The sequence below is a fragment of the Methylotuvimicrobium buryatense 5G genome, assembly GCF_000341735.1.
Lineage (GTDB): Bacteria > Pseudomonadota > Gammaproteobacteria > Methylococcales > Methylomonadaceae > Methylotuvimicrobium > Methylotuvimicrobium buryatense.
In genome coordinates this window covers 4837169-4861391 of the sequence record NZ_KB455575.1, presented here as the reverse complement: position 1 = coordinate 4861391, position 24223 = coordinate 4837169, and the positions used below count along the sequence as shown (strand labels likewise).

General features: G+C 49.4%; 22 protein-coding genes. 10 read left to right on the top strand and 12 right to left on the bottom strand.

What is annotated here, in order from left to right:
• Window positions 1-593 precede the first annotated feature (593 nt).
• From METBU_RS0122060 to METBU_RS0122025, 6 genes are all read left to right on the top strand, one after another.
• On the top strand, window positions 594-1385 hold the full coding sequence (locus tag METBU_RS0122060; RefSeq protein ID WP_412768464.1) for an ISAs1 family transposase: 792 nt from the start codon (window positions 594-596) through the stop codon (window positions 1383-1385).
• Between the two features lie 370 nt (window positions 1386-1755).
• On the top strand, window positions 1756-2490 hold the full coding sequence (locus METBU_RS0122050; protein WP_017842682.1) for a DUF1538 domain-containing protein: 735 nt from the start codon (window positions 1756-1758) through the stop codon (window positions 2488-2490).
• Window positions 2487-3278: a DUF1538 domain-containing protein gene (locus METBU_RS0122045; RefSeq protein WP_017842681.1), complete on the top strand. Its 792-nt coding sequence runs from the start codon at window positions 2487-2489 to the stop codon at window positions 3276-3278. The genes METBU_RS0122050 and METBU_RS0122045 overlap by 4 nt, the downstream gene beginning before the upstream one ends.
• Before the next feature lie 12 nt (window positions 3279-3290).
• Window positions 3291-3641: a P-II family nitrogen regulator gene (locus tag METBU_RS0122040; protein ID WP_017842680.1), complete on the top strand. Its 351-nt coding sequence runs from the start codon at window positions 3291-3293 to the stop codon at window positions 3639-3641.
• Window positions 3638-4045 (top strand): CBS domain-containing protein, encoded by a 408-nt coding sequence (locus METBU_RS0122035; protein ID WP_017842679.1) that lies wholly within the window; start codon window positions 3638-3640, stop codon window positions 4043-4045. The genes METBU_RS0122040 and METBU_RS0122035 overlap by 4 nt, the downstream gene beginning before the upstream one ends.
• A gap of 418 nt (window positions 4046-4463) precedes the next feature.
• On the top strand, window positions 4464-4667 hold the full coding sequence (locus METBU_RS0122025; RefSeq protein WP_014149436.1) for a cold-shock protein: 204 nt from the start codon (window positions 4464-4466) through the stop codon (window positions 4665-4667).
• A gap of 895 nt (window positions 4668-5562) precedes the next feature.
• On the opposite strand, the gene METBU_RS0122020 is transcribed toward METBU_RS0122025, so the two are convergent.
• From METBU_RS0122020 to METBU_RS28340, 5 genes are all read right to left on the bottom strand, one after another.
• Window positions 5563-7467 (bottom strand): Kelch repeat-containing protein, encoded by a 1905-nt coding sequence (locus METBU_RS0122020; RefSeq protein WP_017842677.1) that lies wholly within the window; start codon window positions 7465-7467, stop codon window positions 5563-5565.
• Between the two features lie 152 nt (window positions 7468-7619).
• Window positions 7620-9839 (bottom strand): TonB-dependent receptor, encoded by a 2220-nt coding sequence (locus tag METBU_RS0122015; protein ID WP_017842676.1) that lies wholly within the window; start codon window positions 9837-9839, stop codon window positions 7620-7622.
• A gap of 3 nt (window positions 9840-9842) precedes the next feature.
• On the bottom strand, window positions 9843-12401 hold the full coding sequence (locus METBU_RS24980; protein WP_175421692.1) for a fused MFS/spermidine synthase: 2559 nt from the start codon (window positions 12399-12401) through the stop codon (window positions 9843-9845).
• A 591-nt stretch (window positions 12402-12992) separates the two neighbouring features.
• Window positions 12993-14327 (bottom strand): hypothetical protein, encoded by a 1335-nt coding sequence (locus tag METBU_RS0122005; protein WP_017842674.1) that lies wholly within the window; start codon window positions 14325-14327, stop codon window positions 12993-12995.
• Window positions 14328-14459: 132 nt separating this feature from the next.
• Window positions 14460-14780 (bottom strand): hypothetical protein, encoded by a 321-nt coding sequence (locus tag METBU_RS28340; RefSeq protein WP_017842673.1) that lies wholly within the window; start codon window positions 14778-14780, stop codon window positions 14460-14462.
• 185 nt (window positions 14781-14965) lie between these two features.
• Between METBU_RS28340 and METBU_RS0121995 the strand changes: the two genes are divergently transcribed.
• Entirely contained in the window at window positions 14966-15175 is a 210-nt protein-coding gene (locus METBU_RS0121995) for a cold-shock protein (RefSeq protein WP_014149441.1), read from the top strand.
• A 405-nt stretch (window positions 15176-15580) separates the two neighbouring features.
• Window positions 15581-16063 carry a DUF2796 domain-containing protein gene (locus METBU_RS0121985; protein ID WP_175421694.1) on the top strand — a complete coding sequence of 161 codons (483 nt, stop codon included), beginning with the start codon at window positions 15581-15583 and terminating at the stop codon, window positions 16061-16063.
• A gap of 8 nt (window positions 16064-16071) precedes the next feature.
• On the opposite strand, the gene METBU_RS0121980 is transcribed toward METBU_RS0121985, so the two are convergent.
• Window positions 16072-16653 (bottom strand): DUF3299 domain-containing protein, encoded by a 582-nt coding sequence (locus METBU_RS0121980; protein WP_017842670.1) that lies wholly within the window; start codon window positions 16651-16653, stop codon window positions 16072-16074.
• A 65-nt stretch (window positions 16654-16718) separates the two neighbouring features.
• Here METBU_RS0121980 and METBU_RS0121975 point away from each other — a divergent pair, with 65 nt between their 5' ends.
• Together METBU_RS0121975 and METBU_RS0121970 are read left to right on the top strand one after the other, a co-directional pair.
• Window positions 16719-17408, top strand: a complete 690-nt coding sequence (locus METBU_RS0121975) for an ABC transporter ATP-binding protein (RefSeq protein ID WP_017842669.1) — start codon at window positions 16719-16721, stop codon at window positions 17406-17408.
• Complete coding sequence (locus METBU_RS0121970; RefSeq protein ID WP_017842668.1) at window positions 17405-18661, top strand: ABC transporter permease; 1257 nt, start codon at window positions 17405-17407, stop codon at window positions 18659-18661. The genes METBU_RS0121975 and METBU_RS0121970 overlap by 4 nt, the downstream gene beginning before the upstream one ends.
• 252 nt (window positions 18662-18913) lie before the next feature.
• On the opposite strand, the gene METBU_RS0121965 is transcribed toward METBU_RS0121970, so the two are convergent.
• Genes METBU_RS0121965 through METBU_RS0121940 form a run of 6 tightly spaced genes read right to left on the bottom strand, consistent with a single transcriptional unit; the run spans window position 18914 to window position 23923 of the window.
• Window positions 18914-20179: a tetratricopeptide repeat protein gene (locus METBU_RS0121965; protein WP_017842667.1), complete on the bottom strand. Its 1266-nt coding sequence runs from the start codon at window positions 20177-20179 to the stop codon at window positions 18914-18916.
• Window positions 20179-20892: an energy transducer TonB gene (locus METBU_RS0121960; protein ID WP_014149447.1), complete on the bottom strand. Its 714-nt coding sequence runs from the start codon at window positions 20890-20892 to the stop codon at window positions 20179-20181. Before METBU_RS0121960 ends, METBU_RS0121965 begins: the two co-directional genes overlap by 1 nt.
• On the bottom strand, window positions 20889-21296 hold the full coding sequence (locus tag METBU_RS0121955; protein WP_014149448.1) for an ExbD/TolR family protein: 408 nt from the start codon (window positions 21294-21296) through the stop codon (window positions 20889-20891). Before METBU_RS0121955 ends, METBU_RS0121960 begins: the two co-directional genes overlap by 4 nt.
• Window positions 21297-21309: 13 nt before the next feature.
• The gene (locus tag METBU_RS0121950; protein ID WP_014149449.1) at window positions 21310-21810 is read right to left on the bottom strand and encodes a MotA/TolQ/ExbB proton channel family protein; all 501 of its coding nucleotides are present in this window, start codon (window positions 21808-21810) and stop codon (window positions 21310-21312) included.
• 5 nt (window positions 21811-21815) lie between these two features.
• Window positions 21816-23159, bottom strand: coding sequence for a MotA/TolQ/ExbB proton channel family protein (locus tag METBU_RS0121945; protein ID WP_017842666.1), 1344 nt, complete (start codon window positions 23157-23159; stop codon window positions 21816-21818).
• Entirely contained in the window at window positions 23156-23923 is a 768-nt protein-coding gene (locus METBU_RS0121940; RefSeq protein WP_017842665.1) for a DUF3450 domain-containing protein, read from the bottom strand. The genes METBU_RS0121945 and METBU_RS0121940 overlap by 4 nt, the downstream gene beginning before the upstream one ends.
• Window positions 23924-24223 lie beyond the last annotated feature (300 nt).

The following is a 24223-nucleotide window of genomic DNA, read 5'->3' as shown; positions in this document are numbered from 1 at the left end:
ACAAATGCGTTCCCGAACTCATGACTTTTATCTAGGGTTCGTTGCTCGCTCGACAGAACGCCGTAAATCAGTCGATGTAGGATCGACGGTAGCTCGAACGCCAAGGATGATGGCGTGTTGTAGGCCGCCAACAGTAGGCGCAGCGATGCAGGTCAGAAAAAAGCTCCTCGGCAATTGCTGAGTTACATGGATGTAATGAATGCAGAAAATGCAGGAGCATTTTTCTGCCCTGCATTGCCCTAATACACGCCATCCATGGCGTAATGTATTTTCTGCATTCGTTGCATCCTTGCAAACTCAGCAGTTGCCGAAGAGCAACAATCTGCCCTGCTGCCGACACCTGTCGATCGAGCAACCGAACGCCGTTTCCAGGCGCTACATGAGAGGTACGGACAACTCCTTTAGCGAAACTTTGGACCGCAAGAAAAACAGCCGTTTACGGCCTACGGTAAAGTTTTGCGACCTAGCATACACTCGATCACATTTTTTCTCTACTTAGATTTACAGACGCAGGAGGTCACGCAAGTTGATAGTCTCTTCTTAGCTTGAAAATAAAGGCGGGAGCGACGCCCTCGTCTCATTTTTCGGGGCGAATGCAGGACCTTCATGAGCGGTGTAGGCTGAGGAACGAATTAGACTGTCGAAACACATGCGTAAAGTCAAATATATTATTCATATTTAATAACTTAAAATCATTCCGGATTCGGGAAATTAAGCAATTTTCCAACATGACTGATCCCCGATTTGAACGTAAGAAACTTCATCAGTTGATGGATATCATTGTACTCACTGTTTGCGCCTCGTTAAGCGGTGCTGAGGGTTGGGAAGCCATTGAAGAGTTTGGCCATAATAAATTAGATTGGTTAAGGCAGTTTGTACCGTTAAAGAATGGCATTCCATCGCATGATTGCTTGGCGTATGTCATTTCTCGATTGTCACCGAAAGAATTTCAACGTTGCTTTATAGATTGGGTGAACGCCATTCGCGAAGTGATACCCGATGAAGTGATTGCGATAGATGGCAAAACCGCACGCCGTTCGCATGACCGCAAACGAGGCCAAAATCCGTTGCACATGGTCAGTGCCTGGGGTTGTGCGAATGGATTAGTGCTCGGCCAAGAAGCGACCGAAGAAAAGTCGAATGAAATTACCGCAATCCCGAAGCTATTGGCTTTGCTGGAACTCAAAGGTTGTATTGTGACCATTGATGCCATGGGCTGCCAGCGCACGATTGCTGAGCAAATCGTCGATCAAGGCGGTGATTACTGTTTGGGCCTGAAAGGCAATCTGTTCCAGCAAGAGGAATCTAAACTCAGCATGAAAAAGAAAAGACTCAAAGCAGCCTGGAATGATCGATACCGCGCTAAGCTGCTGTTTGTACAGTAATTTTAATGAGTTTTCCCTGGATCTCCAGGAAAAATTACCTTTTTTTGGCCATGTTCGCGTTAAAGTATTTCAGCTCGTTTCTGTCGTTACTGGACGCTGGAGCGTCCAGGGCTGCATTCCCACGCTGGAGCGTGGGAACGATAATCTTTCATCTTTCATCTTTCATCTTTCATCTTTCATCTTTCATCTTTCATCTTTCATCTTTCATCTTTCATCTTTCATCTTTCATCTTTCATCTTTCATCTTTCATCTTTCTTCTTTCCTCTTTCTTCTTTCCTCTTTCTTCTTTCCTCTTTCCTCTTTCCTCTCCCCCAAACTAGCCTTACCCGCATCCATTACGATAGAATCTTAGTATCTACAAGGAGCAATCATGTTTTTGCGCAATAATCGTTTTGTCAGACAGATCTTCAGCAGTTTTTTGGATTTAGCCCCTATTTTGGTCGTCATATTGGTTTTTCAAATCGCGGTCATACAGCAACCTATTCCCGATGTACTCGACTTGATCTTCGGCTCCGTGTTCGTCATCCTGGGTTTGACTTTTTTTATGCTCGGCCTTGAACAAAGCCTGTTTCCGATCGGCGAATCAATGGCTTATGCCTTTGCCAAAAAAGGCAGCTTGTTTTGGTTGCTAATCTTTTCATTCTGCCTCGGCTTCGGCACGACCGTGGCCGAACCGGCATTGATTGCCGTAGCAAGCGAAGCGGCCAATATCGCAGGAAAAGGCAATATCATCGAAAATTCCGCCGAGGCCAAAGACAGTTACGCACTCGCACTTCGTTTAACCGTGGCAGTTTCGGTCGGTTTCGCGATTCTACTCGGCGTATTGAGAATCATCCGCGGCTGGCCGCTGCATTATTTGATCATCAGCGGGTATTGCATCGTTATTATCATGACGCCCTTTGCACCCGCGCAAATCATAGGCGTCGCTTACGATTCGGGAGGCGTCGCGACATCGACGATTACGGTTCCTTTAGTGACCGCCTTAGGTGTCGGTCTGGCTAGCTCAATCAAAGGCCGCAATCCGATGACCGACGGTTTCGGTTTGATCTCGTTTGCGTCGTTAAGCCCGATCATATTCGTTCTGGCTTTTGGAATTGTGTCATGATTGATTGGCTCATTCATTTTAGTGAAGATTTACTCAAAACTTGCCGTGATGTGGCTCCGATTACCGCTATCATTATCGGCTTTCAAGTTTTAGTGATTCGTAAACCCATCCTGCATCCGATGAAGACCTTGCTCGGTTTCGTGAATGTATTAATCGGCATTACTTTCTTCATGGACGGTTTAAAAATGGCTTTATTTCCGTTGGGCGAATTAATGGCCACGCAATTAACAGCACCGGAATTTCTCGGCATACCACCCAATACGACAGTAGCTGATTGGCGGAATTATTTTTGGGTTTATTTATTTGCCGGAAGTATCGGGTTTGCAACAACATTAGCCGAACCTTCACTATTGGCAGTCGCGGTTAAAGCCGAGGAAATTTCCGGCGGCGCGATACGCGCTTGGGGCTTACGCATTGCCGTTTCATTGGGTGTGTCCTTCGGTATTGCCTTGGGAGCCTTTCGAATTGTCAATGGAACGGAACTTTATTTTTTTATAATTGGGGCCTATGTGATTGTTATTATTCAAACAATCCTAACTCCTAAGTTAATAGTAGGATTAGCTTACGATTCCGGCGGCGTCACGACATCTACCGTAACCGTACCGCTAGTCACGGCGCTTGGCATTGGCTTGGCAACAACGGTTCCGGGCCGTAACCCGTTGCTTGACGGTTTCGGCTTAATTGCATTCGCCAGTCTGTTCGCGGTCATAGCCGTATTAACTTATGCACAGCTCGCCGAATGGCGGAATAAAAAACGACATTCATCCAATAAAAGCCCATCCAATTAACCGAGGAAAACCATGCGTTTCAAATTAATCATCGCCTTTGTTGAAGACTCGAAAACCGATCTCGTACTCGATACCGCACGTAAAAGCGGCGCTAAAGGCGCAACCGTGATCAACCATGCCCGCGGTGAAGGCATGAAGCAATCCAAGACCTTTTTCGGCCTAACCCTGGAAACTCAACGGGATGTATTGATGTTTTTGGTCGAGGAACATTTGAGCCGCCATATCCTCGAAAAAATAGCAAAAGCCGCCGAATTCGATGCCACATCAGGCACAGGCATTGCTTTTAAAATCGATGTTGAAGATGCGATCGGCGTCATGCATCAAGTCGAACAATTAACCCAAGAACTGGAAGATGAAATATGATCGATAAAACTAAAATCATTCATGTCAGAAACGTCATGAAAACCGACTTTTCAACGATCGAAGGCTCGTCCACAGTCAGCGATGCATTGAAGCTGATGAAGTCGCAGAAAACCTCTGTCCTGGTCGTCAATAAACGCCATGAATTCGACGAATACGGCCTGGTCACGTCGGGAGATATCGCGCGGCACGTCCTGGCCAAGGATAAAGCGCCGGATCGCGTCAATGTCTATGAGATCATGGCCTGCCCGGTGATTCAAGTCTCGCCCGATATGGATATCCGTCTTTGTTCACGGTTGTTTGCAAACTACAATTTAGTTCGCGCGCCGGTTATCGAAAACGGCAAGGTTATCGGCATGGTCAGTCCGAATGCACTAGTGCTGGACGGCATGTACCGAAACCTTTAATGGTATTAGGCTTTAAAAAAAGCTACAATTTTGCCCGATCAGAAAACCGATCTTGAGTGAACGCCTACCTGTTTTACTCCCTTTATATCCAAAAATTAGTTAACTTTATGAAGGTATGGGGTGTGGCTAATGAGGATGTCGGCAGCAGGGCAGATTTTTGCTCCTGCAAAATCTGCATTCACGCCTTCCATGGCGTTTGCAGATTTTTGCTCCATGCAAAACTGCATTCACGCCATCCTTGGCGTTCGAGCTGCCGTCAAGCCCCCATGGATGGGTTCACGGCGATCCTCGATAGACACATCCCATACCTTTTATTCTTAGACGGTTTTTCGACCAAAAGGGAGTAGGTTGATGTCCGGCAATCAATCAGGTCGTTCTGCGTCACACAGTAAGTTAATATCAGTAGGAGTTTTAAAAAATGGCAACAGGCACTGTAAAGTGGTTTAACAACACGAAAGGCTTCGGCTTTATTGAACCGTCGGAAGGTACGGAAGACGTCTTCGTTCACCATTCAGTCATCCAGGGAGAAGGTTTTAAAACATTGAGCCCCGGACAATCGGTACAATTCGAAATCGAATCGGGCCCTAAAGGCCTGACTGCAGCGAACGTTATTCCAGGCTAATAAGTAACCGCTTCGCTCAACGAAAAAGGCCCTTGCCGCAATACGCGGCAAGGGCCTTTTTCGTATACCCTCGCAAAACTAAATTTGTCATTTTAACCATGAAGCCCATGAAGTATTTCTAGAGATTATATACCCGTCGTAGATCACAATTCGGCGCCTGGGTGTCCGCCGAAGGACGCCGTGAATACGTCCATGTAGGCTCTGTGACAGCATCCCTGCTGTCAAAGCCTTTGCCGAACACCCCGGCGCCTCCATGCGTCAATGCCGAAATTTGAAGTGCGATGGGTATAATTTGGCGCTTATGACCCATACGCATCAAGCTAAGGATGTCGCTAAAATTAACTTCCTGATTTGCCCAAGTTTTTTGCAGGAGTCAGTTCTCATTCGCCTAGGGCGATTAAAATCGCCCTTGCATTAAATTTAGGCCGCTTCGAAGACTTCGACATAAGCCGTGGGTGTCGAGCATCAGCGACTTCGAAAGTCGCGACGAAGGCGTCGCTCCCACAGAGGCCAGCAATTCCCAGTTTGAGCAGTTTCGCCGATTTTAGGGTGTGGGAGCGATCCCCAGATCGCGATTTCGAGGCCGAGAATGTCAAATTACAACCTGATTAGCAAGTTTCTTCAGCTAAAGCCCAAAAACCAGCATATCCCTAGCAGGACGGGGTTTGCAACCCCGTCCTAAACGTTTTGACTTTGGCCGAAGTTAGCCGAAATGTTTAGGGCAAACCGAAACGTTGGGGACGGGTTAAATAACCCGTCCCGCAGAAGTGAGGTCACATTGTCTAGGACTGCAAAAGGGTAATACATGACTTATCTATAGCGATGAGTCCGGAAATTGGGAAAGCGTGCGGGTTGACCGTTTTAGCTTGATGCACATAGCTTATGACCCCGATGCCTATGGACAAGCCTTGTTCCTGTATTCCCGCCATTGGAGTCGATATTCCCTAATATTTCTAGCAATAGAAGGACTGCCTTCAGTTAAATCGCAATTCCAGTATGCGGTTCCGGCTCGACAAGCGCGAGCAAACAAATTGACATCTCGATTAGTAAATTGCCCATCGCCATCTAAATCGCAGGTTTGATTTTCTTCCAACCAGGGTTTCCAGACATCATCCAACTCCCATGCGGTTATCTTCGATTCCGCATGCTCTTGACTGCCGTCGATGACGTAAATTTTCCCATCGGCCGTAAACGATACCGGCTCGGATATTTCTTTTGGCAAGTTCGGTCCGACTTGCCAAGTATTGGATACCGGATCATAAATTTCCACTTTATCCGACTTAACCAAGCCGCCGACGCTATTAACGGAGCGTCCGCCGATCAGGTAGATTTTTCCATCCAACACCGGCGCCGGTAGACCGGCAGTGAATGCTCTCGGTGTCGGTATCGGCGTCATGCCTCTCGTTTGCCAGCGATTTGTAATGATATCGTAAACGGCAAACGCTCCCGTCAATCTTTGCCGGTCTAACACACCGCCGCCCATTAGATAAATAAATGGATTGTCTTGAAGGTTGACCTCGGCCAAGGCAGCGCCCTCACGCTGATTAACGCCCGGTATGTTCCTCAGTCTTTGCCACTCCTTTGTTTCCGGATCGAAGTGGTCAAGCCGGTTGCTCATTCTCTGTTTGCCGTTCGGCCTTGTTTCTTTACCGCCGAATACGAAGATACCCCTATCTGTGCTCACTATAGACGCCTCGCTGCGGTATATCGGTATGCTGTCTGCTTCTTCGGACGGTTCGTGGAATTGTCCATTTTGATATTCATAGATCAGAGTTTTTTCATTATTGAATACATAGAGTTTTCCATCGGCAATTACAGGGTTTTTGTTACCGGACAGAAGCTCGCCCGATACCTCAAACACGCCGCTGCCGGAGTGAGGCAGTAAATAAATTCGTTCGCCGATCCGCACCGACTGACCGGGCTCCTCCTCGAGCGCGTCCGATACAGGCAGGTCCAATTCTGTCCATGCAACCGGTTCGGGTTCGGGCGTTGGCTCGGGCCCTTCACCATTACCGGTTCCTAGAACACGCTGAGAAACAGCCAATTGGAATTCCTCGGAGGATAATTGGTTATTAAATAAGATATAAAAAGGATCGGAAGGCGTTTGGCGTTTATCCGAAAACATGCGCATTTCCACTAAATATGCCCCTTGCGGGCCTCCGTTAGCGCTTCCCGCGGAGGTTTCCAAAAACCAATCGAGATGGGAATGAAATGATCCGTTATTGGATGCCTGACCCACAATCAACGATGTTTCACCTTCTATCCCATTGGATGTGTAGATCGAAAAACTCGATTGTGTTGTTATCTTAGGAGGGCAAAACACTAACCCGCAAGATTGGTCAGCCACTTGATTGATTTTCAAGCCGCCCGCCAAACGAATTTTGACATTTTCCGGAGCAAGACCCCAAGTACCAGACGCAGGATTCCAAAATTCCAATCGGCCTATCGCTTCGTAACTCACGAGCTCTTGACTCAAAAGACCTCCGATCGGCGACTGAAATCCGGGATCGGCGGTTTCATGCCGCCCGGTAAATACAATATGGTTAAAGGCGCTGACATAAATGTCTTTACCGGTTGCAAAATCAGTCGGCAGGGTATTGGGCGGAAGACCCAAATGTTCGACACCGACAATGCTGCAACCGAGAGCCGTATTAGAGCAGAAACCGGCCTGTATCGAATTACCGGTACCGAATACCTCGATATCCTGATGAAATGAAGCGACCGCCAGGCTAGGCGACATAAATAAAATAGCGACCAGAAACCAATTATGCCAAATGCTTGGTTTGTTCAGCGTTATCATTGTTTTCCCCTGGCCTCTAGTTGGCCTTTCACTTAAATGGATAATCATGCAATCGATAAATTGTTACCACCACACGCGCAATAATATAACATCCGATCGTTAACACGAATAACTACTTAACTATCCGAGCTTCCGTTTTCGGTAAGTCGGCTCTAAAAATAAGCGCGAAACCCGATTTCCAAACTCATTCCGGGCTCCGGTGCGATGTTGCGTAAAAATGACGTGGAATTTCGGATCGGCGAATCGCTTAAATTCGAGGCCTTTCCGAACAGAAGGACTCTTTGTCCCGAGTCCGCATGCCAGTCATAAGAAACGTCGATATCGAAACGGTGATAAGAAGGCGTCACGGTTTCATCGTTTCCGGGTCTGTCTTGTGCCAAGGCCTGAGTAAATCGTAGCGCTCCCTGAAAGGCGTTTTTTTGCAATCCGACTTCGAAACCGTAACGTTGCGGTGGCAAGCGAGGTACATCGCCAAGCGCTCTATCTCTGAAACGCCCGCGAACGTAGTCGGAAAACAGCGTTAAATGCGGTGTGCCCCAATCGAACGACGGGTGAAATTTAATTTCCGCTTCGTAACCGTAAAATTCCGCATCGTCGCCGCGAAACCCGTATATTGGAAAACAGCCTCTAAGTCCATCTGAGCAAGACGCTTTTAGGGTGTTCGTATCGAGTTGATAGAAAAGCCCCAGGTTTTCTTGATAAATAAAATCCTTGACATCCTTTTGGTAGGCATTGCCTTGCAATGAAATCAAGGCATCGTCGTAACGAATCCCAATTTCACGATTACTAGCACGTTCAACCGCCAAATCCAATCGACCGATATCGAAACTACGATTGGCCGGATGCGGCCCGAGCGAATACATTTCTTGTATATCGGGAGCGCGCTCCGAGTTTTGCCATGCCAAATAGATCGAACCGCCGTCGAAAGGTTTGTAAGTAATACTCGCAGCCAACGAACTCGGATTATGCGTCAATCTTCGTGTCGGCACCTGAACCGGTTGCCCGAACAAATTCCGATTGAGCATTTTTTCATTAGGCTCGGTAACCTGTCGTTCATACCGTCCACCAAACTCCAATGTCAACTCATCCAAAACATCCAGCTTTTCGGTAAAAAACAATCCCAACGAATCGATTTGCGACTGGGGAACCAGGTTTTCGGCCAAAAATTCTCGATCTTGCCATTGCAAGCCCAAAAAGCCGGACCACTGATCGAGCAATCGATGCTCGAGCTCGAAACGGGTTTCTAAGACTTCATTGGTAAATAAGACCGAAAATCCGGGCTCGCCTTCTTCATGCTCGTAATCGACATAACCGGTCTTGACCGAGACCGACTCGATGTAGGGAATCGGATTGAACAACATGGCCTCGACATCGTAACGCCGCTGTTCCATTTCAAAACGCATCGCCTCGCCTTGATTGCTTGCCCCCGGCACAACCCCGACATGACTATGACCGCCCGGATCGCCCGGCGGTAAACCGTATGCCTTATAAGTATGGTTGTAACTGGTGCCGACATAGCCGAGATCGCCGATCCAGGAAATCCCAGCCGAACCGCCTCGGCTTTCCCCGTCGGTATTTTTGATTTCGCCCTTGCTGTTATTTAACTGCGCATCGGTTTTCAATTGTTTACGAAGCGCCGCTTCGTCCAATGCGAATCCCGGAATCCGTGTATTTTCGTTACCGCGTTGAAAATAATCGAGATGGACGGCAACGTTGCCTTTGCCGGCATCGATGCCGACCATACCGGCATTTTCTTTGGGATTGTGGTCGTAGCGATACTCCGCGGTGCCTTCGATCGGTTTTAACGGCACGCTATCGGGGATGCGCTTATGCTTGACATCGACGACCCCCCCGATTGCGCCGCTACCGTAGCGCAAGGTAGCCGGCCCCCTGTGTATCGTAATACTATCGGCCAGTAACGACTCGGCCGCTACCGCATGATCTTGGCTCATCGCCGACGCGTCGTGCGAGCCGATTCCGTCATGCATTACTCGCACTCGAGGGCCGCCCATGCCACGAATGATCGGCTGGCCGACTCCGGGACCGAACGAAGCATTGTAAACCCCCAGTTCGCGTTCCAAGGTTTTGCCTAAGGTACTCGCCGACTTCAAGCGTAAATCGATATCGGATAATTCGGATGTCGAATCGGCCGTCGGCGCGATGGCTTCGATGACCATTTTTTCAAGTTCCACATCGAATTCGCCGGTTTCGGGCTCGGCGCTTTCGGTTGTTTCCATCGAGTCTTGCTCAGCACTTTCGAAAACAGTCTCGCCGTTTTCAGGGTCATCCGCTTCGGATGCCCAAAGCATGCCGCTCGACGTTAAAATGCTCAGCGTTAACGCTATCCAATTAATGACGGTGGGAAGTTTCATGGTTCAGAGACCCGGCAAACGGTAAAGCACATCTCTTGCGCCTGGAATTTCAGGACGAAGCGTAATCAGTTTTTCCAGCCATTGACGCGCGGTTTCCGGTTCTTTTTGGGCTTTGCCGATCGCCATGCTGACGATTTGGGCGTAAGCCAATGTAAAATCGGCGCTGGTTTCAACCGATTGCAAATAGCCGCTCAATGCTCTGGCTTCGTCGTCGTTGTGATCGATCATCGTCGCAAAATAAAGGTTACGCGCCTTGATGAAGGCACCGAGCCTATCAGTAAATTCGGCATCGGATTTGCGCGTGAAAAACGGCAACTCGCTTAATTCTTTTAACTCTAAGTAGTTTAACAAAGCTTCGAAGGAGGCGTACGTGGCAATGCCGCGTTTTAGAGTAAACTTCGGCGCATCGAATAAAATAACGGGGCGATCGTCGGTATTGATCGGCGCATCGCCGGCATAATCGGCCAGCGCGTGATGCCCGGCTAAATAATGCCCCGCCAATTGCACGGAACTTCGCACCGCCGCCAAATGCAGATGCTGTCGTAAAGCTTGATTGAAGCCGATCGTGCTTTCGATTGCTTCGGGACGGGCCGTATCCCCGGACAATGCAATCAAAGCCAGCGAGGGGTACCCCAAATCGAAACCTGCCAACCAAGCCTCGGTTCTACCGAACACCGATTGAAAAGTTTTGATCACCGTGCGCAGCATCGTTTCATCCATTTGATACAGAGGCAACCACTGGCAGAACAAGCCTCCAGGCGCCAATCGCTGCTCTATCGCTTGAAAATGTTCACGGGTATAAAGCAAACCGCCACCGTCGCGTCCAGGATGAAACAAATCGCCTATCACAACATCATATTGCTGATGTGACGTTCTAACATAACGTCTGGCATCGGACGCATAAAGACGAACACGAGGATTCTTGTGCAATTCGGCATTGTACGGCGAAAAATAAGGCAATAATGCCAAGGAGTCCGGTACTAACTCGACCGCATCGATGCGAGATTCTCGGTGAGTCAGCGCCGCACCCGCCGTTACGCCGGTCGCTACGCCGAGATACAGAACATCGGACGGCTTCGGATGCAACAACATCGGCACATGAGTTTGCATGCGTTGCAGACGCTGGGCGCGAACGCCTGTTCCGCCCATTTGGAAGCGATTGTTGACGCGAAGATTACGTTCGTTTTGCTGCTCGATCACGGCCACCGAGGCCATCGCGCCTTCCCGGTACTCTAATACCGACTCGCCGGGCCTTAGGGTAACGATCTGCAAACGACCGGGTAACAGCAAAACAAGGATTGCCGGTAGCGCATAAGCCCAGCGGGATAACATCGAAAAATTAGGCAATAGCAGCCAATAAGCCAATGCAATGCCGATCAATGTCCATTGGGCACCGAGCAGCGGCACCAAAACGACGCCTGCGACCAAAGGAGCCGCCAAACCGCCGGCCATATTGACGCCTAAGGCCCAACCGACGCCACCTGTAGCGTGTCGGGCCGATTGCGCTAGATGACTAAACAAGGCGCCCATGATCAAAGTCGGCGGCAACAGCACCGGCAAGGCCACGGTCAATTCGGCCAACAGCACCGCACCTAAACTATCGCCGAGGCCGGTTCTAACCCACCAATATAAACCATGCGTTAGATAAAGCGCCGAAAGTCCGGCGAGACAAACTAAACTCAACGAGAATAACAAACTGGTCAACAGACGATCGCCATCGCGATTGCGACCGTAGTGGTGATAAAGCCCGGCGCCGATTGCGGTGCCGGTCAAATAAACGGCCAGCACCGCGGCAAAACTGTATACGGTACCTTCGAGCACCTGAGCCATCACCCTAACCGTGACGACTTCATAGGCGATACCCAAAAACCCTGTGATCAACAAGCGCCAAAACAGCGGCGGCGGTTGCTTATGCGTCTTTTTGACTTTCGTTTTTTCGGGAAGCGATAATTCAGGCTTTCGAAAGTAAAACAATCCGGCGGATAATGCGACCAAAGCATTGATAAATGCCAATGCAAGCAGTGTATGACGGTATCCTAATAGCGGCATCAAGGCATAGCTTGCAACCAGCACGCCCAACACTGCACCGGCCGTGTTAACCGAATACGCCAGCGCTATTTGACGCGGATCGGCTTTGATTTGCGCTAACCAGCGATCGGCTGCCGGCAGCGTTGCCCCCATAGCCAGAGTTGCCGGTAGTAAAGCAAAAAACGGCACCACAAAGGCAACGCCCCAAAAATGCAGTAAGCCCGGCTCGACGCCAAGCCAAGCTCGCGCCCAATCGTTGACTATGGGAATGACAAATGCGCTAAGCAATGCCCAAAGGCCGATGGTCAATTCCAGACCGGCATACCACAAAGCCGGACGCCGGCTGACGCTGACCCGCTTGTCTAATAAAAAAGCGCCTGCGGTCAACCCACCGAAGAATGCCGCCACGACCGCCAACATAGAAGTTAACTCGTGCCCCAGACCGACCGCAAACATGCGCGTCCAGACCAGTTGATAACCCAAACCCGCAATACCGGAGAAAAAAAGCAGAGCAACCGTAAAAAATGAAGTCATTAAAACACGCATACGTTTCGTGGCCTAAAAGCCGATGCGATTAAGTTAAGCCGTTCGCAGCAAGCCTGTCGAACCATGGACAGTTTAACTAAGGATTTCGTGATAAATAACGTCCTGGAACTATACGCTTTGTTGAGGGTACGGTAACTCGCTTGGCAGGACGCCGTGAATACACCCCTGTAGACTCTATGCCAGCTCCATGCTGGCAAAGCCTTTGCCGCACACCCTGGCGCCTCCTCAGGCACTGCCCAAATTTGAAGTGCGAAAGGTATAGGCTTGACGGCGGCGACTAATTGCCATGGATGGCATGAATGCAGATTTTGCATTACGCCATGGATGGCGTGTATTAGGGCAATGCAGGAGCAATTGCCGAGGAGCAAAAATCTGCCCTGCCGCCGACACCTGCCAATCGAGCAACCGAACCCTCCGTAAAATAAGGAAGTTATTTGCGACCAAACCCTTATCGACTCGGACGATCCCATTCACCCTCCGACAAGGCTCTCCTGAGGACAGCCGAAGGGCTCAGGGCGAATGGAAAAGTTCTTAACTTAGTGGTAAGCCGATTTATGACACCACGAAGTATAATCCGAGTTAGTGATCGTGATCGTGGTCGTGGTCGTGATCGTGATCGTGATCGTGATCATTTTCTTCTCTAACTTCATCAGATGCATTAATAGAAACCGCAATTTGTCTATCGCTCAATTCGATTATCGAAAAGCCTTTCGAATCCAACTTGCGATTTTCATAATAACGCGAGCCGCCTTCTCGCCAAGCGGCGACATATTCAACTCGATGAGTCACGAACCCATCTGAATTATATTCATATTCAATAACATAAAAGAAATTTTCCCTCTGCCGGTTTCGCTCCCAGCCGGTTATCTCCTTTTCCAATTCTTCGATTGTGTTGCCACCTTGTAAAACAACTACTTTAGTAGCATGATCATCATGGTCATCATGGTCATGCGAAGACGGTACACAACGATTACCCTCGGCCTTCATAGGCGCGGTGCATAAGAGCGTATGGTTTGTAAAATTATGAATGATTGCACTCACTGCATCACTAACGCTAGCGCCTTCCTCCACTTGAAGCCTACGCGCTCTTCTCAGATTCAATTTATCTTTCGCGATGGCAACCGGTTCTAAGACGGGAGATTCTAGACCGCAACCATCAACACACCGATAAGTGTGGCGTAAAACATCCCCTCTTAGGCTTGTAATTTCTCCGCCTCTTGCGTTACCTATCAGATTGCCTAGCATTACACTTTTCTCAACAAGCGTCCCTTCGTTATGATGAGGGCTCCTCCCGATCGCCTGATCAAACGCCTCATCACCGAAAGTTCCCGCTTCATTCAAATGAAATGCCAGATAAAACTTATCGGAAGCCGAGCTAATAGGTGTTGGGGTTTCATCGTTTGTGGTGTCGAACAACGATAATTCCAGAAGATAAGCACCGTCATCGGGGTTACCGCCGCCGGCTTTGCTGATTTGAAAATCGAGATGCGTATGTAGCCCGCCACTGGAATTAACTGAACCAATTAAGCCTTGTCCGGCGATACCCTCCGCTGCTGAAACGATATTAGTATGATCGTGTTTTGTGATGGATATCTGCTCATCGAAACCGAATGACAACCAGCTCGATGAATTAACATCCCATTTTTTCAAAGTGCCTTCGACTTTATACCAAAACAGACTGTTTGGATGTAAACCGAATACATCTAAGCCCGGATCATCGGTTCCATAAGGATTGCCTAATTCGCCAAACTCGGCTTCGAACAATTTATGAATGCCAAACAATACCGCTTCATTATCGGGATCGACAACGATTCTATTATTTTGTAATGTTATTTCGACATCCGAATGCGCCAATACATTCGAACTTATAAAAAAGGCCAAAAGGCCGATCGAAAAGAGTTTTAAGCTTTTCATTTTAAAAGACTCCAAATAAAAACAAGAATGAAAAAATGCTGCAGTAACATCAAACCGCCTACATAATGTTATAATGTAACATAAAAACTGCAATACACTTCTCATTTTCTCCAGCAATTCCCAATTTGGGGATCAAAAAGGGTGTGGGGTGTGCTTGGCGAGGATGTCGGCAGCAGGGCAGATTTTTGCTCCTGCAAAATCTGCATTCACGCCATCCTTGGCGCTTGCAGATTTTTGCTCCTCGGCAATTGCTGAGTTACATGGATGTAATGAATGCAGAAAATGCAGGAGCATTTTTCTGCCCTGCATTGCCCTACTACACGCCATCCTTGGCGTTCGAGCTGCCGCCAAGCCCCCATGGATGGGTTTACGGCGTTCCTCGACAGGCATACCCCACACCCTAAAATCGGCGAAAATGCTTAAACTGGGAATTGCTGCATTTTCTCCATGCATAGCGTACGCACTTCAAATTTCAGCCGATTCCAGCAAGTTAATTTCTTAATCCAATAGTAGAGTTAGTAATAATTTATAACGCAGACTGAAATTTAAATTGCTTTCCTGATTAGCCGGCTTTATTATAAGAACCGTTTATTTCAACGCCATCCTGGTATGGCACATTACAAGTAAAAGAGAGTGTTATGTCCGAGTTAGTTACAGGTACCGTTAAGTGGTTCAATGATGAGAAAGGTTTTGGATTTATTGAACAAGAAGGCGGCAAAGATGTCTTCGTTCACCACAGCGCAATCAACGGCACCGGCCGGAAAACTTTGCGTGAAGGCCAAAAGGTCACGATGGAAGTGAGCCAAGGTCAAAAAGGCCCTCAAGCAGAGAACGTAACACCTGCTTAAGTCCGATTTAAAAAACGCCCGTTTCTAACGGGCGTTTTTGTATCGAACGATTGTATCAATCGTTGTCATAGTCTTTCAAATCGGCTTCGTGACATATTTTCTTCGCGACAAAAAGTCAGCTAAACGAATTGACTCTTTGAAAATACCTGTATTTCCCGAACACAAGTATTGCCGCCGCATTTATATTCGTTTACTTTATATCTATCCGTTGTTGGTTGCATTTTTGATTCCGCTTGATGATAATCGATTGCCTAGCAATACGCATGATATAACATAACTTCCTAGAGCAAGCCAAGCGAGGCGCGTATCCGCTTCAATCATTTCGTTTATCCCAAAACAGTATTGCCTATGAAAAGCCGATTCTTAATCCCACTCCTGTCGCTTTGCCTATTTTCCGGTCCCAGTTTGGCTGAAAATCGCCATCATGATGCTCATACTCATGGCGCCGCCGAACTGAATATTGTCATCGAGAACGATACCGTGTTAATCGAATTCGAATCCCCGGCGGTCAATTTAATCGGCTTCGAACATAAGCCCCGAACCGATGCGCAGCAACTCGAATTGCAAAAGGCTTTGGCGTTATTGAATGACGTCGAAATCATTGTATCGTTCGAAAAAGGCGAATGCCGCGTAACCGAAACGCATATCCGTGGGCCTTTCGATAATGCCGATCAAGAAGAACCGGAACATGGCAAACGGGAAGAACATTCCGAATTCCACGCCACTTATAGCTTATCTTGCCAAGATGCCTCAGTTATCGGCTCTGTCAGCACACGGTTATTCGACCATTTTCCCGGTTTCGAAGCCATTCGAGTTCGCTGGGTCGGTAGCAAAGGGCAAGGCTCGGCACTCTTGAATAATCAATCGACGATTTTTTCGATCGAATAAAATAGAATCTATTCTTCCTCGTAATCGTCGATCGTTGCGACTTGCATCGAATAGGCCGATACGGCTTTGCCGGTACCAACATCCTTACTGAATAGAGCGGTCTTCAATACGCCTTGAAACCAAAAAGGCATATAGAGATCTTGCAATTTAAAGCCCTTAGGATAGACGACATGGATCAACTGATTGGGCGGCGGCGGCGGAACATGGATACAAGCCCCGAAATACGGCACGACGAAAAACTCGGTAACCTGCTGTTTGTCGTTAAACTCCAAAGGCACCATAAAACCCGGGATCCGAACTTTAGTCTCGTTTAATTCCGACCTCACGTCGGTCGAAACCAAAGCCTTTTGATAGGCACTGTCCGCCGCCTGTTCGATGGCTTGACGCACTTGATTCGAAATCTGCGAATCGATCGGGATTTCCGGCGTATCGTGCATGATCTCCGGTCCGTTCATTAGGGCATCCAAATCGCTTTGCGGCATCAAGTCGGTCCATTCGAGGGTCTTATAACTATCCGCCGACACCGACAAAACCGGCATCGCCAACGCCAAGCACAAGATGAGGTTTAACAAGGTATGAACTATTTTCATCGGAAAGTAACCTATAGTGATTTCGTGTAACATTATAGCTTTTAGCAACACACTCTCGCACCCGCATGACAGATTTCGACTATGCACTCGATCTCCAAAACGTCTCTTTCAGTTGGCATAAACGCCATGCACCGGTATTGAAGATTGCCGAGTGGCGTGTCGAACCGGGCCGGCGTATTTTTTTGCACGGCGCATCGGGCTCCGGCAAATCAACCTTACTGAGCTTAATCAGCGGCATACTCGTTCCGACAAGCGGGCAAATTAAAATCCTCGGCACCGACTTGGCCCGTATCGGCGGCATGGCCCGCGACCGCTTCCGTGCGCGCCATATCGGCGTTATTTTTCAGCAGTTTAATCTGCTGCCCTATCTGTCTGTCGAAGCAAATATCGAACTGGCCGTTAAATTCGGTCACCGGCCGATTTTAAATAAAGACTCGATTGCCGAACTCACCGACCGTTTGGGTCTGGATCGGTCGATTCTTAAGCGAAAAGCCAGCCAACTGAGTGTCGGACAACAACAACGCGTCGCGGTCGCCAGAGCCTTGATAAACCATCCAGAATTGATTATCGCTGACGAACCGACTTCTTCTTTGGACAGCGATACGCGCGATGAATTCATGCGCGTTTTACTCGAATCGGCCGCCCTGAATCGAACCACGGTTATTTTTGTCAGTCATGATAAATCGCTGGGGCACTATTTCGACCAAGAAATCAGCCTACATGATCTGATGCAAGCCGGAGAAACGAAAGCATGATCTTAAAACTGGCCATTGCCAGCCTTTGGAACCGAAAACTCACCGTAACGCTGACCGTGTTATCGATCGCGGTCGGCGTTTTTCTATTGCTGGGCGTCGAACATATTCGCAGCGAAGCCAAGAGCAGCTTCAGTAAAACGGTCTCGGGCGTGGATCTGATCGTCGGCGCCCGCACCGGCCCATTGAACTTGCTGCTTTACTCGGTATTTCATATCGGCAATGCTTCGAACAATATCTCTTGGCAAAGCTACCGGGAGTTCTCGCAAAAACCCGAAGTAGCCTGGAGTATTCCGATTTCGCTCGGCGACTCGCATAAAGGCTACCGCGTGGTAGGTACCAGCCGGGATTTTTTCGAGCATTTTCATTATGGGCAAAAGCAAAACCTGGTGTTTAGATCTGGCCGCGCCTTCGATGGCGTCTACGAGGCGGTAGTCGGCGCACAAGTCGCCAAAACGCTAGACTACCAACCCGGCCAATCGATAACGCTGGCGCACGGCATCGCTAAAGTCGGGTTCAGCAAACACGACGACAAACCGTTTATTGTGACCGGCATTCTCGCCCCGACCGGGACGCCGGTCGACCAAGCGGTTTATGTTAGCTTGGCGGGCATCGAAGCGATACATATCGATTGGCAAGGCGGCGTGCGCATACTGGGCCGTTCGATTGGCGCCGAAGACGCGCTCAAACATGATTTAACACCGAAATCGATAACCGCCTTCATGGTCGGTTTAAACTCGAAAATCTCATTGTTTTCACTGCAACGGGAAATCAATAACTACCGAGACGAGGCCTTAGTCGGCATCATGCCGGGCATCACGCTGATGGAACTATGGCAAATGGTAGGCGCGCTCGAAAACATTCTGCAATTGATTTCGATACTGGTTTTGTTTGCAACGCTTATGGGACTGTCGACGATGCTGTTGGCCTCGATGAAAGAACGCGAGCGTGAAATGGCAGTGCTGCGCGCAATCGGTGCACATGCCGGGTCGTTGTTTTTTCTGATCGAAATCGAAGCGTTGGTTATCACAATAACCGGAATTCTAGTCGGCAGCACAGCCCTTTGCATTGCCCTATTGACTACTCGAGCGGAACTCAGCGAACAATACGGCCTGTTCATCGGCATCAATCCGTTTACGCCGCTTACTTTCCAATATTTACTTGGAATTTTAGCGGTCTCGTTCTCACTGGCATTGCTACCGTCGATTTCAGCGTATCGCAATTCGCTGGGCAGCGGTTTGGTTGTTAGAACTTAGCTAAGCGGTGAATGGTGAATGGTGAATGGTGAATGGTGAATGGTGAATGGTGAATGGTGAATGGTGAATGGTGAATGGTGAATGGTGAATGGTGAATGGTGAATGGTGAATGGTGAATGGTGAATGGTTCGGCATTTAATCCATTTGTCAAGGCCTAATTTCCCCTTTCCCTTTCCCCTTTCCCCTTTCCCCTTTCCCCTTTCCCCTTTCCCCTTTCCTCTTTCCTCTTTCCTCTTTCCTCTTTCCCCTAATTCAAGACTCCCCCAACCCCTCTCCATGTCTATGATGTTTATGATGTTCATGCCGTTTTTTTCCACGCTCTATTCGCTTTAACCAATACGCCGCTTCTTGCTTGACATCGGCCACATTCAGCACCGCTTCCAACGAATGACGAGCCAGCGTTTCATCTTGAGACTTGAGGGCCGCGATACCCAGCCACAAACGCGCATGCGCCTTGCGCTTTAAACCGCCTTTACGCAAGCTTTTTTGAAACTCCTGCTTGGCGATTGTCCAATCGCCGCGTTGCATCGCGATACGCCCGGATAACAGATAATCTTCACCGTTTGGAGAGATCGCCGCCGCCTCGGTTAAAACCTGTCGAGCTCTATTGTGTTCTCGTGCCAATTGCCAGCAACCAAACAAGAGTTTCAAGTTTTCATAATTGCGAGAAACCCGCTTATTCTCGATTTCCGTTTCGAGCAATCGAGCCGCCTTAGACGGATAACCTTGTTGGGCATGGAATTTCACCAAATTCAAAACGTCTTCTTGCCGGACTTCACCGATAAAATACGCCAACATCATTGTGGATATTGCCCGGTCATGGCGATTTTGTTGGGCGTAGAGACCGCTTAAATAACGCCACCATTCACGTTTATTGGGCGAATCGGCGATCAAGCGCTTAACAAGCGGTTCGGCTTTCGAATAGTCTTTGCTTTCGACATAAAGCGACAACAATAATTGAATCCACTCGGCCGGCGGCGACTTTTTTAGCGCCACGGCTCTTTCCAAATGACGGGTTGCCGAACGGGACATGTTCGCACGATAGGCGGCATAGGCCACCATATAATAAATATCCGCATCGGCTCTCGGCTCTCTTTGCAGCCACTGGTCCAAATGCGTCACGCTCTCCCGATAGGCTTCCAAATGAAAAGCCGCTTGACCGGCAATGTTACGAAGTCCATGCTCCGCATCGGCATCGAGCAGTTTACTGTTTAGGGCCGCGTTAGCGGCTTGCCTGGCACCGCGAAAATCGTTCGCTCCGGAATAGGCATAAGCTAGATATTGCTGAACGACCGCATGGTCGTAAGGCTTGCCGGCAACCTGGCTTTGGATTGTTCTCAACTGACGCAAGGCTTGCTCGGATTGCCCTTTACGCAAAGCCTCATCGGCCTCCTTAAGGACCTTGAAAGTTTCTTCGCTAACAGCCTTTTCCTGGGCCTGAACCGCCAGCGCACTAAACAGAGTCAACCCAACTAAAAAACCGGTCCTAAGCAATCGAAAGTAAGTTTGTTTATTCATTAATTTAACGTGAATGCAAAAAGTTGCCGAGCGCGTACCGACACAGAATTACCTTGCTCATCTCGACGCGGCTGAAAACGCCAGCGCCGAACCGCTTGTAATGCAGCCCGGTCGAAAGCACCGGAAGGCTTACTGTGAATTACGACCGGATCGGTCACGGCCCCTTCGGTCGTTACCGTAAATTCAATGAGAACTTCGCCCTCGACTCGGCGAAAACGTAATCGATCAGGATAGTTAGGTTGAACACGAGATATTGCCGTCAACTCATCGGCCATGATGAAAGACGGTGCAACCGGAGCGGAACCGCGCCCGGTTCCCGGGACAGTTCCGAGCTTGCCCGTCTTGCTTTGTCCGCCGCTGATCACGGCCGGCAGGGTCGGGCCCGAAACATTCATCCGAGGACTTGCAGGCACATCGACTCTCAATGCCGGCACCTGCAAGGGTAAAGCCCGCAAATCAGCAGCCGGAGAACTTTGCTGAGGCATTGGCTCGGAGAAGGTTTCCGGTTTTTGCGGCTCGGGTTTCGGCGGCGTTTTTCTTGGCGAACGCGAAAGCGCCTCCGGCTCCGGCCTTTGCCGAATAAAGTCGAAAAATGCCGAATCGGTGGTTCGAATCCATTGCTTGTCTTGTTCGGCGGTAACCAATTGGATCATGATCCAAAACAGCAGCAAGTTGATCGCCGATGCAGCCGTGAATGTCAGCGCCAGTCTCATAACTCTTCGCTTGCGGCCACCGCGACGCGGGCGATTCCGGCTAGCCTTGCCTGATCCAAGACTTGCATGACGATTCCGGTTTCCGAGCGCTTATCGGCCAATATTAACGCCGAGGCTTCGGGAGATTCGGCGTGCAAGCGTTCGACATGACCGCGCACCGCTCGCACGTCGACTTGTTGTTGTTCGATCCAGACTTCGCCGTCTTTGGTTACGGCGATCAAAATGCCTGCCTGATCCTGGCGTTCGGCGGTCTGCGCCGTCGGGCGATCGACCTCGACGCCGGTTTCCTTGACGAACGACGAATTGACCACAAAAAAAATCAATAGAATGAACACCATATCGATCAACGGCGTCACATTGAGCCCGGCTCCGAAACTCGGCTGGCGAGTATGTTGACGTTGCATTAGCGTAATCTCATCATTCGGTTAATTGGGAAGTAAATTTCTCGCGCGCGCGTCTGGCGCGGGATTCGAGATTGGCGGCGAAGAACAAACCCGACAAGGCCGTAATCAAGCCCGCCATCGTCGTGATCAGCGCTTCCGATATGCCGGCGGCCATGCCGCGCGCATTGCCGGCGCCGAACGCATTGATCACTTCGAAAACCTTGATCATCCCCGACACGGTCCCAAGCAGCCCGAGTAACGGCAAGATTTGCGTCAAAATGTCAACCGTCTTGAGTCCGCGCAACACTTGCGAAAAATATTGCGAAGCCAAGCCTTCCTTCAAGCGTTGCTGGCAAAAATGCCGCGAAGCCGAACGATTTCGCCAATAATCCAATAATTCGGCCTGCAAGCGCGGCAATTGAAAATAAAAAAACCAGTACCGTTCCAATATCAACGTCCACATCAACACCGATACCACGAGAATCGCCCAAAGCAATCCGCCGCCTTGATCGAAAAAACTCAGCACCTTTTCCATAGTCTTTAACGCTCGGCTGCCGGTTGCTCGTATTGTTCGAACAATCGGGTACTTTGTTGATCGAGAATTTCGACGATACGATTGGCCTGGGCATGCAAGAAACTTTGCATCAACAATAACGGAATCGCGACCGCGAGACCGAGCTGCGTCGTCACCAAGGCATAAGAAATGCCGCCGGCCATCAATTTCGGATCGCCGGTACCGAACAGCGAAATCGACTGAAACGTTTCGATCATACCGATCACGGTGCCGAGCAAGCCCATCAGCGGCGTCACCGCGGCGAATACCGTCAGAGCCGTCAAACCGAAAAACAAGCGACTGCTTTCCTGGCCGACCGCTTCATCGAGACGCGCAGCTAGAATTTCGCTGCTTCTGGCCTGCACCGAAACGATGCTGTTTCTGAGTCTACCCAATGGATTATTGTCGAGATTCTCGTCCTTGAGCAATTGGCCTTTGATGCGCAGCCACGCCATCGACAAAACCGCACCGCGCCACAACACGATCAACAAGCCGGCGGCGCCGATCGCCAGTATCAAATAACCGATCGCGCCGCTCTGATTGATGCGCTCGATCAAGTCGGGCGATTCCACCAACAAGGCTAAAATCGCGCCTTTCGACGGATCGACCGCCATCATGCGCCAACCCTCCTGGGCTTGTTCCAATTCGAAAGCCATGCGCTGATGTCGCGGCGCGGGCTGCCGGGCGAGCTCGACTAATTTATGCCCGTCCGGTAAGAAACGCAGAAACTTGCCTTCCGACACGGCATTGAACGCGCCGACACGCGTCACCGCTTGCTGTTTTTCCTCGCCGTCCAAAGTAATAACAGGACCGGTAAAACGACTGACCTTGCCGGTTTCATGCATTTCATCGATCAAAACGAGCCAGAGGCTTTGCAAGGTTTCCATCGACACCGCCGATTCGCGTTGAATGATCTTATTCAGAAACTCGCCTCGATCCCGATATTGCGCCGAAATCATCGAACGGTCCAGTAACGAGCCGATTTCGGCGGCGTTTTGCTGCACCATCGCAAATAATTCGTTCAACTCGCCGGCTTGAGAAGCGATCTGCCCGTCCATCTCGGCCAACTTGTTTTCGTTCTCTTGAAACGAGCTACGCAGTTTCTCTGCTTTTTGATCGGCGGCGGCCAATTCGTTACGCAGTTTATTCAGCTTGGCTTGCTGCTGATCGCGCTCCTGAATGAAACGACGTTCGCGTTCTTGATCGAAACGAATGTCTTTGGCAGCCTCCCGGCGGACTTTAGAAACCAACTCATCCAAGGTCGAGACGGCATAAACCGGACTTAGAAATCCAAAAAGCGACAGAACCAAAATCCATTTAACCTGCTTCATGGCTTAACCTCCGGCGCCACGACAGGCAGCATCAGCAAATCGGGTGGCGTTTGCTTTTTCGCGACACGAATCGCCTGCTCAAGCGAATCGCGTTGCGCGGCATCGAGCGCAAGCCACTTTTGTTCGGACGGCATCCAGAAACCGCCTTCGTCGCCCTTGAGCGTCAGATAATACAAACCGACACGGCCCAGCCGTAAAAACTCGACCGAGCGCGGCTCGCCTTCGCCGTTCAAGGCGCCTTGATAGGACTCCAAGGTATGTCCGTACTCGGCCTCGACACGGTAGGCTTCCATGATACGCCGATATTTTTCGGTAACTGAGACATCGGAGCGGTGCATCATTTGCTTTAATTGCTGCAGGCGTTGCAAGCGTTCTTCAGGCAAAAAAGGTGAATCCAGGCTAACGAATTCGTCCAGCACGTCGATCATGCGCTGCAGAAACGGCACGATCTGCTGCTGCATTTCGACGATATCGCGCATTTGGGTTTCTTTTCTGTGCATTTCGGCTTTTTGATCGTCAACCAATCGCTCCATCTGTGCGACGTATGCCGATAAATCCTCCAGCCGGACGGCTCCGTTGCGATATTCGTCAAACATGGCTTGAGTCTGATCGTCCAGTTTGTCGATGCGTTTTTGAACTTGAGCACCTTGTTGCTGCGCGGAAAGTTGTTCCTGCAAGGCTTGATCGACGGCTCGTTGCGCGGGGGTCTGCGCACTAAACACGATAACGCTTAGCGCGAACAAACTTCGTAAAAAATGATTCATGGTTTTTATTGCACGAGAAGAAAATACAAAGGAATGATACAAAATAACATAAAACACCGCGAGGTTATTGATAGCGGTTTTACAACGAATTGTCAGGTCAGTAATGTAGAGTTTTATGCCAACTGACGAAAGCACCTTTAGGCGCTTTTAGCCAGCGCTGATCTTGCGGAACGAAAAGAGATTCGATTGACAGCCGCCGGCCAAGCAGAGTTTCACAAACTTTTCAATTATACCTTTCGCACTTCAAATTTCGGCATTGCTTAAGGAGGCGCCGGGGTGCCCGGTCATAAGCGCCAACTT